At 73.3% G+C, this 12,351-nt stretch carries 10 protein-coding genes; 4 read left to right on the forward strand and 6 right to left on the reverse strand.

Going from position 1 to position 12,351, the window contains the following annotated elements:
- Window positions 1-133 precede the first annotated feature (133 nt).
- Window positions 134-3,355, forward strand: a complete 3,222-nt coding sequence (locus tag H9652_RS06145) for a beta strand repeat-containing protein (RefSeq protein WP_191795473.1) — start codon at window positions 134-136, stop codon at window positions 3,353-3,355.
- A 37-nt stretch (window positions 3,356-3,392) separates the two neighbouring features.
- Here the strand turns inward: H9652_RS06145 and H9652_RS06150 are convergent, their stop codons facing one another.
- From H9652_RS06150 to H9652_RS06175, 6 genes are all read right to left on the reverse strand, one after another.
- On the reverse strand, window positions 3,393-3,722 hold the full coding sequence (locus H9652_RS06150; protein WP_191795474.1) for a transcriptional regulator: 330 nt from the start codon (window positions 3,720-3,722) through the stop codon (window positions 3,393-3,395).
- On the reverse strand, window positions 3,719-4,228 hold the full coding sequence (locus tag H9652_RS06155) for a hypothetical protein (protein WP_191795475.1): 510 nt from the start codon (window positions 4,226-4,228) through the stop codon (window positions 3,719-3,721). The genes H9652_RS06150 and H9652_RS06155 overlap by 4 nt, the downstream gene beginning before the upstream one ends.
- A 104-nt stretch (window positions 4,229-4,332) precedes the next feature.
- Complete coding sequence (locus tag H9652_RS06160) at window positions 4,333-5,478, reverse strand: VanZ family protein (RefSeq protein ID WP_191795476.1); 1,146 nt, start codon at window positions 5,476-5,478, stop codon at window positions 4,333-4,335.
- Between the two features lie 154 nt (window positions 5,479-5,632).
- Window positions 5,633-7,276 (reverse strand): mechanosensitive ion channel family protein, encoded by a 1,644-nt coding sequence (locus H9652_RS06165; RefSeq protein ID WP_191795477.1) that lies wholly within the window; start codon window positions 7,274-7,276, stop codon window positions 5,633-5,635.
- A 127-nt stretch (window positions 7,277-7,403) separates the two neighbouring features.
- Window positions 7,404-8,000, reverse strand: coding sequence for an antibiotic biosynthesis monooxygenase (locus tag H9652_RS06170; protein WP_191795478.1), 597 nt, complete (start codon window positions 7,998-8,000; stop codon window positions 7,404-7,406).
- Window positions 8,001-8,122: 122 nt separating this feature from the next.
- Entirely contained in the window at window positions 8,123-8,482 is a 360-nt protein-coding gene (locus tag H9652_RS06175) for an iron chaperone (RefSeq protein ID WP_191795479.1), read from the reverse strand.
- A 154-nt stretch (window positions 8,483-8,636) separates the two neighbouring features.
- Here H9652_RS06175 and H9652_RS06180 point away from each other — a divergent pair, with 154 nt between their 5' ends.
- The 3 genes from H9652_RS06180 to H9652_RS06190 all read left to right on the forward strand — a co-directional run bounded on the left by H9652_RS06180 (window position 8,637) and on the right by H9652_RS06190 (window position 12,315).
- Window positions 8,637-9,128 carry a pilus assembly protein CpaE gene (locus tag H9652_RS06180; RefSeq protein ID WP_225227831.1) on the forward strand — a complete coding sequence of 164 codons (492 nt, stop codon included), beginning with the start codon at window positions 8,637-8,639 and terminating at the stop codon, window positions 9,126-9,128.
- 17 nt (window positions 9,129-9,145) lie between these two features.
- Window positions 9,146-10,600: a threonine/serine exporter family protein gene (locus tag H9652_RS06185; protein ID WP_191795480.1), complete on the forward strand. Its 1,455-nt coding sequence runs from the start codon at window positions 9,146-9,148 to the stop codon at window positions 10,598-10,600.
- Window positions 10,601-11,019: 419 nt separating this feature from the next.
- Entirely contained in the window at window positions 11,020-12,315 is a 1,296-nt protein-coding gene (locus H9652_RS06190; protein WP_191795481.1) for a M15 family metallopeptidase, read from the forward strand.
- Window positions 12,316-12,351 lie beyond the last annotated feature (36 nt).

Here is a 12,351-nt window from a genome sequence, read left to right on the forward strand (position 1 = left end):
GCCCCGGTTCTCGGCAGGGACGGCACCCCCTCTCCGCCCGGTTGCCGGTTCCTCGGTGTCGGCCCACGATGGCGGAGCGGTCACTGGCGACCGCGCGCGACGTATCGAACCGGGGGCGGGTACGCGCAGAGCGTTGGACGGGCGGCAGGGCACTCACCGGTGGCGGCGCGCCACCGCGGCGCTCGGTGTCGCCGCGCTGCTCGGCGTCGGCGCGGTCGTGGTCGCCCCCGTGACGCCTCCTGCGCTGGCCGCCTCGCCGCCCGACACCGTCGACACCGGCGACCCGCCGCCGCCCGCCGACCCGACGACACCGGGCGGCCTCGACGAACCGGCACCCGCCCCGGACGAGACCGTCGTCGAGGTGCCGCCGGTTGGGCCCGAGATCGTGCCGAACGCCAACAACCTGCCGGTGGCCTGGGTCGGTACCCCGGGCCAGCGCCCGGGCACCCCCGCCCTGCTCACCCTTCAGGCAGCGATCAACGCCGCCCCCGCCGGCGGGACCGTCTCGTTCGACCCGAACGACTACGCGTTCACCGGCACGATCACCATCCCTCGCACCGTGACCCTCGACAGCAGCGGCGCCTCGACCCTCTACACGCGGTTCACGGTCGCCGGAGGCGGTCTGACGCTCGACGACGACGTCACGATCGGCGCGGCCAACACCGGCGCGATCGTCTCGGTCACCGCGTCGGACGCCGTGCTGTCGAACCTCACGATCCGCAACCCGACCCCGGTGGCCCGCCCCACGGGGGTCCAGCTCGGCGCCAACGTGACGGGAGTCGTGATCGACGGGCTGGACATGGACGGCGCAGGTGAGGCGTCGTCGTACGGGATCAACCTCACGACGGGCTCTGCGACGGTCACCGGTCCCGCCATCGCCGGCGTCGCCACGGGCATCGTCGCGACCGCAGCCTCGACCGCGGGCGGCGTCGTGATCTCCGGTGGCGCGATCGGCGCCTCGACGTCGGGCATCTCGCTGGGCACGACGACCACGCCGCGCGTGTCGGGCATCAGCGTCACCAGCACGCCGAACAGCACGGGCACCGGGGTCGACCTGGCGAACTCCTCCGGCGCCCTGGTCGACGCGGTCACCGTGACCGGCTTCGCCCGGGGCTTCGGCACGGCTCCCACGAACCCACGCACCGGCCCCACGATCACGGGCGCCGTCGTCCAGGAGAGCACCCGGGAGGGCATCTCGCTCGGTGCGACGACCGGGGCACGGATCACGGACGCCCGGCTCACGCTGGCGGGGGCCAACCAGTCGACCGGCATCCTCACCCTCCTGGCCACCGGGGTCGTGATCGAGCGGCCCACGATCACGGGCGCCATGTACGGCATCACCACGAGCGCCACCAACACGGGCGCCGGCCCCACGATCACGGACCCCGTGATCACGGCGTTCGGCGGCATCACCCTGGGCTCGACCCAGAACGCCGTCGTCACGGGCGCAGTGCTCGACGCCGGTGCCTGGGGCGTCTCCGGCACCGGCGTCAACCTCGTCAACGCCGGACGCGTCACGGTCTCGGACGTGTCCGCCACCGGGTTCCTCTACGCGATCGGGGCGCAGTCCAACTTCGACGACGACTCGGACCGTGTGAACATCTCGATCTCCGACATCGACGTGGTCGGTGCGCCCGACGCGTCGAGCGGCGTGTACCTGCTGGGTGCGCGCGACGCGACGGTCTCCCGCGTCACCGCCGACCTCACGGGCGCGGCGCTCGTCATCCACCAGTCGATCGGGGTCACGGCCCAGGACATCACCGTGACGGGTCACGAGGGGCCGACCTCCGTCACGGGCGCCGCGATCCTGCGCGCCTACGGGTCGCAGGACGTCGACGTCGACCGCGCCTCGATCGACGCCGGGTCGTACGGGTTCTTCTACTCCGCGACCGACGGGTCGACCGTGACGAACGCGACCGTCGCGAACCTCGTCGAGTACGGCGTGTACGGGCGCAGCGTCGCGAACCTCGACGTCGGCGCGACGACGTTCACCGGCAACTCCGGGGTCGGCCTGTTCGTCGTCACGACCCCTGCCAACGGGATCAGCCACGACATCGCCGTGCACGACAGCACCATGACCGACAACGACGGCGGGATCCGCGTGCTCCAGGGCACGACCGCCGTGCAGGTCGTGCGCAACACCGTGAGCGGCCAGCCCGACGTCGTGTCAGCGGGCCCGGCCCACGACCTCCTCGTCGCCGACAACGCGATCTCCCAGACGGGCGGCGACGGGCTCGCCGCGATCAGCGTCGCCCCGTCATGGGCCGACGGCGCGCTCCCGGACTCGTACTCGTCGTCCGACGTCCGGGTCACGGGCAACGCGTTCACGGGCGGCGGCACCTGGATCCAGGTCGGTACGGCGGACCCCGCGTCGCCCGAGGCCGCCCGGCGGACGCTGCGCGACGACGTGCTCGTCACGGGCAACTCCTTCCCCGCGGCCAGCACAGCGATCCGCACGTACGCGAACGCGGTCGTCGGCGAGGACTCCGCACCTGCCCTCGCCCGTGCGCTGCCCGTCGACGGCCCGGTCGCCGTCGACGCCCGGGACCACGGCACCCCCAACGACTGGGGGGCGGCGTGCCGAGCCACGGGCTTCCTCGACGGCGTCCCGTACTACGACGGCGGCGGCGCCGAGGTGTACGAGCTCACCGAGGCCCCCGTCCTGTACCCGATGAGCTGCATCGACCTGTCCCTGACCCAGGCGCTCGCCGTGGCCCCCGGCGCCGTCCTGCGCGCGGGCGACCTGGTCACCTGGACGCTGACCCCGCACAACGCGGGCCCGCGCGTCGCCCCGGCCGGGTGGACGATCACCCAGCTCCTGCCCGACGGCGCCACGCTCGTCTCGATGACGGGTGACGGCTACACGGTCGACGGGACCACGGCGACCGCCACGGACGACCTCCCCGTCGACGCCGACGGTCCGCCGCTGACCGTGACCGCCCGCGTGGTCGCCCCTGCTCCGGGCGCGGGCAGCATGCGCGACGTCGCCTACGTGACTCCCGCCCCCGACACCGACCTCGACGAGGACGGCTTCGTGGACCCGGTCGTGGAACGGCTCAGCCCGCTCGTCGTGCCCACGATCGACACCGACACCGATGCCTCCCCGACCGACAACGACGCCCAGGGCGTGTGGTCGACCGTGGGCGACACCGTGCCCGGACCGCCCAGCCCGTGGACCCCGTCGGGACCGGGTACCGGCGGGGCCGGCGGGGCCGGCAGCTCTGGGCCCGGCAGCGCGAGCACGCTCTCCGCCACCGGGGCGGACGCGGCCCTCGCTGCTCTCGCCGCGCTCCTCCTGCTCGGCACCGGGATCGCTGTCACGACCCTGTCGCGCCGGCGACCAGGCAGCCGCTGACACGCTGCTGGCCGGGACCGCCTGCCGCTGCGCCTCCTCACTTCTCAGCGTTCGGGTCGACGCCCGCGGCGATCTCCGCGAGCGCCGCGAGGTGCGCCTCGACGGCGCGCCTGCCCTCGGCCGTGAGCTCGACCCACGTGAGGCGCCGGGCGTCGGGGCGGTCGGGCGAGCTCTCCTTGGTCACCGTGACGAACCCCGCGTCGGCGAGCACGCGCAGGTTCTTCGAGAGGTTCGCGTCGGTCAGGCCCAGCGTGTCGCGGAGCACGGCGAACTCGAGCTGCGCCCCTCGCCGGAGCACCCCGCAGATGCGCAGGCGCGCAGGCGAGTGGATGACCTCGCTGAACACGGGGACGACGTCGGTGCTCATGCCCCGGCCCTGTCCGTCCCGGCGGACGTCCCGGCGAGCTCCTGGCGGAAGAGCTCGTCGTACCGGGGGCCGAGCACCAGGGGCGTGACGAGCCCGACCGCCGCGGGGAGCAGCACCCACCCGTACGGGACCGGAGTGACCTTGACGACCACCATGGCCACGAAGCAGGGCACGAGGATCATCATCATGATCCGGTAGACGCGCCTGGATCGCGGCCCGGCCGGCAGGCTGAACCACAGTCCGTGGCGCCGCCTGTGGACGACCACGAGCGCGGGCAGCGCGAGGATCGCGACGGGCAGCAGGATCAGCGACGCCGGTGACGGCAGCGCCTGCGACACGATGATGACGGCGACGATCGCTCCGAGGAGCGGGTAGTACCACCGCGGGGTGACGAGCCGTTCCGCGAGAGTCGCGTCGTCGGCGCGTAGGCTCGCCAGCGCCTCGCGCGCCTGCGCGGCGGAAGGGCGTTGCGTCGCGGGGTCACCGACGGACATGTCGTTTTCCATGATGGCAAACGTATTGCTGACTTGCGCAGTTGGCAAGTGACTTCGGTGATCGGCCGACGCCGGGCGGAGGCGTGCGGCCCGGCGGCCGTGCTCAGCCCCCGCGCTCAGCTCCGCGCGTCGACCATCCGGGCCCCCGACACGACCCCCGACACCCCGCGCCGGTCGCGCGTGAACAGGACCGAGACGACCGCCACGAAGGCGACGAGCGACCCCAGGGGCGCTGCGACGTCGGGCAGGAGACCACCGCCGGGGACCTCCGCCAGGACCAGGCACACCCCCCAGAGCCCGCCCGACGCAAGGCCGCGCACCACCCGACGCGCCATGGTCCCGCGGCCCAGGCCGCCCGCACCGACCGGGCCCTCGGCGACGTCCGCCGTCCAGCGGGGCTCGAGCCACATGGCCCGCTGCCCCCACGACGCCCCGCTCCCCAGGAACGGCGGCACCAGCAGGACCAGGACCACGGGCACGAGCGACCCGAGCACCACGTCGACCGCGCCCGCCTCGAGCGGGACGTCCTGCCCCAGCGCGACGAGCGCCACCCGGTAGAACAGGACCAGCACCGTCCCCGTCACCGACACCAGGAACGCGTCGAGCAGCATGCCGAGCCACCGCCGCCACACCGTGACAAGGCGCGGCACCCCCCGCTCGGTCGCGAGGTCGGTCGAGCGCGGCATCCACCGCAGGACGACCGGCGCGATCAGCGCACCGATCAACCCGCCCAGAGTGTTGGTCAGGAGGTCGTCGACGTCGGCCAGGCGGTACGAGCACGGGATGAGACCGAAGATCCCCGTGCCCTGCGTCGTCTCGATGAGCAGCGACGCCGCGAACGCCGACAGCACCGTGAGCGGCAGCCGCCACCCGAAGAAGCGCCGGACCAGCACGCCCCACGGGACGAACAGCACCACGTTGAACACCGTCTGGAGCACGGCCGGGCTGCGCAGCCGCGCCGCCGCGCTCATGCCCGCGGTGTCCCGGCGGATGTCCTCGACGAACTGGAACGGGTTCAGCTGCGGCCCGGAGAACCCGTGCTGCGCGCACCACTGCGCGAGGTCGCCCGAGGGCAGCGGCAGCAGCGTGTACGCCACGAGCGCGACGCCGTAGACCGCGACCGCCGCCGACCCGAGCAGGCGCAACCAGCTCAGCCGCCCGTACCGGCGGTACTGCCAGACCACGATCGGCAGCAGGAACATCACGAAGACGACGACTCCGCCGATCACGCCCACGTACGCGGGCCAGGTCCACCTGCTCACGACGAGACCCTAACCAGGGGTGCCCTGCGCGGCGCGGTGGACCCGGGTCGTGTGCGTCACGTCGGGGCGGCGACGGCCCGCGCGGGGTGGTGGGTCGGTCACCCTCGGCAGGAAGGTCCTTCCCCCTCGGCAGGCGGGCGCGTCACCCTCGGCGTCAGGCGTCGCCGTCGTGACCGGCGTCGCCGTGCGACTCGCCGCGCCCCAGGTCGCGGTCGCCGAGGCGGTCTCGGTCACCAGGGCGCGCCGCCGCGTGGTCCCGGCCCCGTTCGTCGGCGTCGTCCTGCGATGCCGCTGCGTCGCGCTCGTCCTCGACCCGGTTCCGCTCGGCCGTCTCCTCGCGCTCGTCGATGACCTCCTGCCCCGGACCTGCGAACGCCTTGGAACGCTCGACCCCCTCGGCCGTGCCGCTGAAGAAGGCCGACTCGGACGCGCCGCCGGGCAGGTCCTCGGGACCGATCTCCCCCGTGTCACCCGCGTCCGCACCCGCGAGCGCCGCCTCGACCGGTGACATGACCCTGGTCTCGACGACGTCCTGCGGGGCGCTGACCGTCCCGATCACCCGCGTCTGGTCGCGCACCGAGACGCGGCGGGTCGCCTGACGGGTCGACAGGGGCGGCTGTCCCGGGATGCCCGGCCCCACGGGGATCGCGGGCGGGAGGTGGACCTCTGGTTCCGGGATCGCGGGCTGTGCCGCTGCGCCGTCGGCCTGCGCGTGGCCAGGCGCGACGTCGGGCTCCTCGCTGATGCGGCCCTCCTCGACGCCCTCGAAGCGCGTGCGGGGCAGCGAGTCCGCGCTCGACCGCTGGAGCCACTCGACGAGCCCCTCGCGCACGAAGCACCGCAGGTCGAACAGCGTCGGGGCGTCGCGGGCGCTCACGAGCGCACGCACCCGGACCACGCCGTTGATCGCGTCGGTCACCTGCAGGATGCCGACGCGCTGGTCCCACAGGTCGGTGTGCGCGAGGAGCCGCTTGAGCTCGGCGCGCATGGCGCCGAACGGCACCCGGAAGTCCAGGTCGAGCTCGACCGTGCCCAGCAGGTCCGCGGCCCGCCGGGTCCAGTTCTGGAACGGCGTCGTCGTGAAGTACGTGCACGGCATGATGAGGCGCCGGTCGTCCCACAGGTGCACCACGACGTACGTCATGGTGATCTCCTCGATCCGCCCCCACTCCCCCTCGAGGACCACGACGTCGTCGACCCGGATGCCGTCCGTGAACGCGATCTGCATGCCCGCGAACACGTTCGCGAGGGACGTCTGGGCCGCGAGGCCCGCGACGATCGAGATGACACCTGCCGACGCGAGGATGCTCGCACCCGCGGCGCGCGCCGCGGGGAACGTCAGCAGGACCGCGGCGATCGCGCAGATCACGATGATCGCGACGGTCAGGCGTCGCACCACGATGATCTGCGTGCGGATACGCCGCGCGTGCCGGTTGTCGACCACGTCGACCCGGAAGCGCTTGAGCGCGCTGTCCTCGAGCACGAACGCGAGCGCCCCCACCCACCACGCACCCGCCGCGATGAGCGCGATCAGCAGGGCGTGCTCGACCGCGGGGCGCCAGCTCACCGAGGGGTCCGTCGTGACCCGTACGGCGATCCACACCGCGACGATCATGAGCACCGCACGGTCCGGGCGGCGCAGTCGCCTCGAGATGTCCCGCGCGAGCTCGCTGCGCCGCCCGAGGCGGTTCACGACCGCCGAGAGGATCGTGCCCAGCACGAACGCGACCACCAGCGCTCCTGCGACGGCGGCCAGGGTCAGTGCGACATCCGTCGCGTTCTCGATCTCGTCGTCCATCCGTCCACGCTATGACCGGGCGCTGGAAGTCGCCTGGACAGGCGCTGGGCGAGCGCCGCCGTCGGGCGTCCCTACGACGGGGCGACGAGCCGGCCGGGCACCTCGTCGGGCGGTCGGTGGGCGCGCCTCAGCGCGCGAGCCACGGTGCCAGACGGCGCGTCACCCACGGCAGGACGGCGTACGTCATGATCGGGGTCAGCACGAGCGTCGTCACGAGCACCCTCGGGACCACGGGCAGCTCGCCGAAGCTCGGGACGGCCCACGACATGAGCAGCGTGAACGCGAGGTTCACGGGGAAGAACCCGAGCCAGATGCTCACCGACTGCTTCCACCGGGCCGGCGCACGCTCGGCGCCGACCTGCGGCTCCTCGACGCGGGCGGGGACGTCGAACCAGCCCTCGATGCCCGTCCTGCGCTCGACGCGCTGGTCCTCAACGAGCCCCTGCCCCTCCTGGAGCCACGCGACCCGCTCGGGCGAGGAGTCCCACGCGTCGAGCGTCGCCTCGTCGGCGAAGCGGTAGAGCATGTGCCAGTCGTGCGAGTCCTTCGCGGCGCGCACCCAGCCCGACCCGAGGAACCCCGGGTACGTGTTGGCCATGTTGACGCCGGTCTGGACCCAGCGCGTCGCGTCCGGGACCAGGTCGGGGTGGATGCGGCGGTGGATGGAGACGGTGACGGGTCGGTCCGGGGATCGCCCGGCCGTGCCCGTGGAAGGGACGGTCATGAGGGCGAGTACACGATGCCGACGTTTCCGGGGTGTGACGACCCGGCCGTCGTGGGACGGTGCGTCCCGACAGGTGGGCGCCCGCCGGGGCCTGCCGAGCGCGCTCCGGGGGGAGAGCGCGCCTACGCCGAGGCCCCGTGCTGGTCGAGCAGGTGCCGTGAGACCGTCTCGATCACGCCGTACGGGATCGGGTCGGACAGCATGAACTTGAGCGTCCCCTTGGAGGCCCGGTAGGGGGCGACGAGCCGCTCGAAGTCCACGTCGCCGTCGGGCACGGGATAGAGGCTCACGTGGTGCTTCCACCCCGCGAAGTACACGACGACCCGGCCACCCACCGTCACGGCCGGGATCTGGTAGCTGATCTTCTCGCCGGCGTCGGGCACGACCCGGTGGATCGTCCGGCGCATCTCCTGCAGGACCGCCTGGGTCTCGGGCGGGAACGAACCGATGTAGTCGTCGACGGTCTCGAACGTCCCGGTCATGCCGGCCTCCCCGTGCTCGGGCCCCGCGGGCTGCGGGAGTCCTTCCCCTACTGTCTCGCGCGAGCGGGTGAAAGGCCTCCGGAGCGTCACCGTCGGCAGGCCGGGCCGTCACCCTCGGCGCGCCTGCTCGGGCCGACCCGACCATACTGGCGACATGATCTCCTGGGACCTGGCCCTCGCCCTGCGCGAGGCGGGAGTGCGCTGGCACCCCGAGTCCGGCGATCGGTTCCGGCTCCTCGGCACGGGCCCCACGGGCGACCTCTTCACCGTCAGCGACATGACGATCGAACCCCACGAGTTCGACACCGGCGTGATCCTCGGCTTCAACGGCACGACCGAGTGGGCGCTCGACTCCGTGGCCCTCGAGGACGCGCTCTGGCACCCGCTCGAGCCCCAGCTCCGCACCCTGCTCGGCGGCACCTTCCGCTGGCTCCAGCGCTTCGTCGAGGACGACGACGTCCCCGCCTACCTCGTCGAGATCGAGCTCGGCGGACGCCCGCTCACCTTCCGCGGCTACGACCCCGCCGACGCCTACGCCGAAGCCCTGCTGCACCTGGTCGCGGCGTCGTCGGGACCGGTTGACCCGTCACCCGGCTCCTCCGGCGCCCGGACGGACACCGCCGGCGGACGCGGGGTGGCGACCTGAACGCCGAGGGCCCTCCCGTGGACGCGCCACCCGAGCAGGTGACGCCGACCGACGACGCCCCCACGGCCGCCCCCCGCGACACCTCGCCGGACACCACGGAGACCGGCGCCTCCCCGGCCGAGACCGCCCCCGGGACCCCGCACCGGACCCGGTTCCCCCTGCTCTCCGGGATCCGCCACGCCCCCTCGACCCTCCGCCGGGTCCTCCAGGCGCTCGGCAACGAGGCGACGCCTGACGAAGAGCCCGACGTCCCGGAGATCTCCCCGGACCTCGTCCCGCTGCTGCGAACGCTCGGCCGGGCGATGCTCGACTCGGGGCAGTCCGTCAACGACGCGCAGGACGTGCTCAAGCAGGTCGCCGACCTGCACGGGGCGCACACCGTGCAGACCCTCGTCCTGCCGACGTGCGTCTTCATCCGCGTCCAGACCGCCTCCGGCGTCGTCACGGACTTCACCGACGCAGCGGGCAGCGGGCTCGACCTGGACCAGATCGGCGCTCTCTACGCCGTGATCCGCGAGCTGCGGAACCAGACGATCGACCTCGCCGACGCGCGCGCCGAGCTCCGAGCGATCCGGCGTCGGCCGCCCAGGTTCGGTGCCGTGCTCACGGTCGTCGGGCACGCGATCCTGACGCTGGGCTTCGGCCTGATCCTCAACCCGACCCTGGACCTGCTGCCCGTCTTCCTCGTCCTGGGGCTCGGCGTGGGTCTCCTGCGGTGGCTCGCCGCGCGCTGGCCCACGCTCAGCACGGCCCTGCCCGTCGTCGCGTCCTTCCTCGTGACGGTCCTGGCGATCCAGGTGGTGCACCCCTGGCTCGGCGACAGCCCGCTGCAGGTCCTGGTCCCGCCGCTCATCAGCTTTCTGCCGGGGTCCGTCCTGACCGTCGCCGCGATCGAGCTCACGAGCAACCAGATCGTCTCGGGCGCGAGCCGGCTCCTGTACGGGATCGCCCAGCTTCTCCTGCTCGTGTTCGGCGTCGTCGCCGGTGCGGCGGTCGCGGGCGACCTGCTCGCTGGGCACGGCGGCGAACGGATGGGGTGGTGGGCCCCGTGGGTCGGCGTCGTGCTCGTGGGCGTCGGGCAGATGCTCTTCGCCTCGACCCCGCGCCGGAGCCTGCCCTGGGTGCTCGTGGTCCTGTTCGCGGCCTACGCGGCCCAGCTCGTGGGTTCCTACGTCGCCCCGGAGATCTCGGGCTTCTTCGGTGCTCTCGTGATCGTGCCGCTCGCGACGCTCGTCGAGCGGACCCGCACCGGCCCCCCGGCGATCATCACGACGCTCCCGGCCTTCTGGCTCCTGGTGCCGGGAGCCCTGAGCTTCCTGGGCCTCTCGGAGCTCGTGGCGGGGAACACGGGCTCGGTGTCGGACATCGCCAACGCCGTCGTCGCCGTCTTCGCGATCGCGTTGGGCATGCTCGTGGGTACGGCCCTGACTCGCGACGCGAGACGCGTCGGTCGTACCTTCTTCACCGAATAGGCCCGGACCCGGCACACCATCACCAGCGGATCCTTGCTCCACACGGCCAGAGCGCTCACAAACGTAGTTGAAGATGGAACGAGTTGGCAGGCACCGAGGACCGTCCTCGCATCCCATCTGCTGACGCACGCGGCTCCCACGTCATCCGGACGCGCCGCGACTCAGGCCGCTGAGGCTCCAAGAACGACTCCCGTCACCGCGACGGCACGGTACGGCGTCGAGCTCCCGCTCGACCGCCGCAGTGCGCACGCGGTCCCGGCCTCGGCCCGACGAACGGAACATCGGAACACCGTGACAACTGCACTGCTCAGCTCTGCCGCGCCCACGGCGCGACGCCCGCTCCCGGGCACGGACGACCGTACGACCTCCCCCCTCGGCGCAGCCGACCAGCCGGGTCCCGGCACGAGAGGGGGCCGCTGATGGGAAAGCACTCCCAGCGCCGCTTCGCCGCGACCCTGCCCGGGCGCTCCCTGCGCCGACGGTCCCCCTTCGCGGTCGCGGCAGCCCTTGCCGCGGTCGCCGTGACCACCACGGCCGGCGCCGCCAGCCTCGTCACCACCCCCACCACCGCCCAGGTCTCCGCGGCGAGCACCACCGGCACGGCGGCCTCGACGGTCACGAGCGTCGCCGGGGCGAGCGCCTCCACCCCTGAGGAGCAGGCCGCCCTCGAGGCGGCGAGCACCGAGCTCGTGCGCGCCGAGTACCTGGCGAGCGAGGGCACGTCCTCCCTGGCACCCGAGCAGCTGGCCCAGATCACCGCGACGCGTGACCAGCTCCGCCAGCTCCTCAGCGCCGCGACCACCACGGAGAACGCGGACGAGGCCGGCACCGGGGCGGCGAGCGTGCCCGCCGACGCGGCGACCGACACGTCGCTCGACGCCGATGGGCTGGACTCCGGGCCGACGCTCGAGGCCTCCGGGTCGGACGCCGCCCTCGACGGGCGCGACACGTTCCGTGCGAGCCGAGCGGGCACCGAGGGACGCGAGTCCCTCACCGCCGACGCCGGCACGACGACGCCGGAGGCCGCGCCGGCCGAGCCCGCTGCGGCGGACGCCGACCCGGCGACCGTCGAGGCAGACCCGTCCGGCCAGGCCCAGATCGCCCCGACGATCGACGAGATCGGCGCAGCGACCGAGGCCCTGCGCACCCTGCTCGACTCGACGTCCGTGACGGTCTCGGTCGAGCCGGGACCGCCGTCGGCCGAGGAGATCGCCGCCCAGCAGGCCGCCGAGCGCGAGGCCATCGCCGCCCAGCAGGCCGCCGAGCGTGCGGCCATGGCCTCTCAGCTCGCGGCGTGGGCCAACAGCACTGCCGGGTACTCGAACGGGAACATCCCCACCGACCTCCTGTGCTCGCCGAGCTTCGCGCCCGGGCACTTCGTGCGCTGCGACGGGGTCTACTACCTCGAGCAGCTCAACACGGCCTACCGGGCCGCGTTCGGCACGGACATCTCGGTGACGTCGTCCTACCGGTCGTATGCCTCGCAGGTCTCCGTCAAGGCGTCGAAGGGCAGCCTCGCGGCTCCCCCCGGCACCTCGAACCACGGCATGGGCCAGGCGCTCGACCTTGGCGGCGGCATCAACCAGTTCGGCACCGCCCAGTACAACTGGATGCGGGAGAACGCTCCGGCGTACGGCTGGGACAACCCGACCTGGGCGCGCCCGGGCGGGGCGAACCCCGAGGCCTGGCACTGGGAGTTCGGCACCACGTACTGACCTGCAGGCCAGGACGCCCGCGGCGCCGAGACGGGG

The organism is Oerskovia rustica (assembly GCF_014836555.1).
In the GTDB taxonomy this organism is placed as follows: Bacteria; Actinomycetota; Actinomycetes; order Actinomycetales; family Cellulomonadaceae; genus Oerskovia; species Oerskovia rustica.

What these genes read in the sequence shown, in the direction of transcription:
- H9652_RS06150 (WP_191795474.1), bottom strand. Translation starts at nt 3,722, where the DNA reads ATGAGCACCGACGTCGTCCCCGTGTTCAGCGAGGTCATCCACTCGCCT.
- H9652_RS06170 (WP_191795478.1), bottom strand. Translation starts at nt 8,000, where the DNA reads ATGACCGTCCCTTCCACGGGCACGGCCGGGCGATCCCCGGACCGACCC.
- H9652_RS06180 (WP_225227831.1), top strand. Translation starts at nt 8,637, where the DNA reads ATGATCTCCTGGGACCTGGCCCTCGCCCTGCGCGAGGCGGGAGTGCGC.
- H9652_RS06190 (WP_191795481.1), top strand. Translation starts at nt 11,020, where the DNA reads ATGGGAAAGCACTCCCAGCGCCGCTTCGCCGCGACCCTGCCCGGGCGC.
- H9652_RS06175 (WP_191795479.1), bottom strand. Translation starts at nt 8,482, where the DNA reads ATGACCGGGACGTTCGAGACCGTCGACGACTACATCGGTTCGTTCCCG.
- H9652_RS06165 (WP_191795477.1), bottom strand. Translation starts at nt 7,276, where the DNA reads ATGGACGACGAGATCGAGAACGCGACGGATGTCGCACTGACCCTGGCC.
- H9652_RS06155 (WP_191795475.1), bottom strand. Translation starts at nt 4,228, where the DNA reads ATGGAAAACGACATGTCCGTCGGTGACCCCGCGACGCAACGCCCTTCC.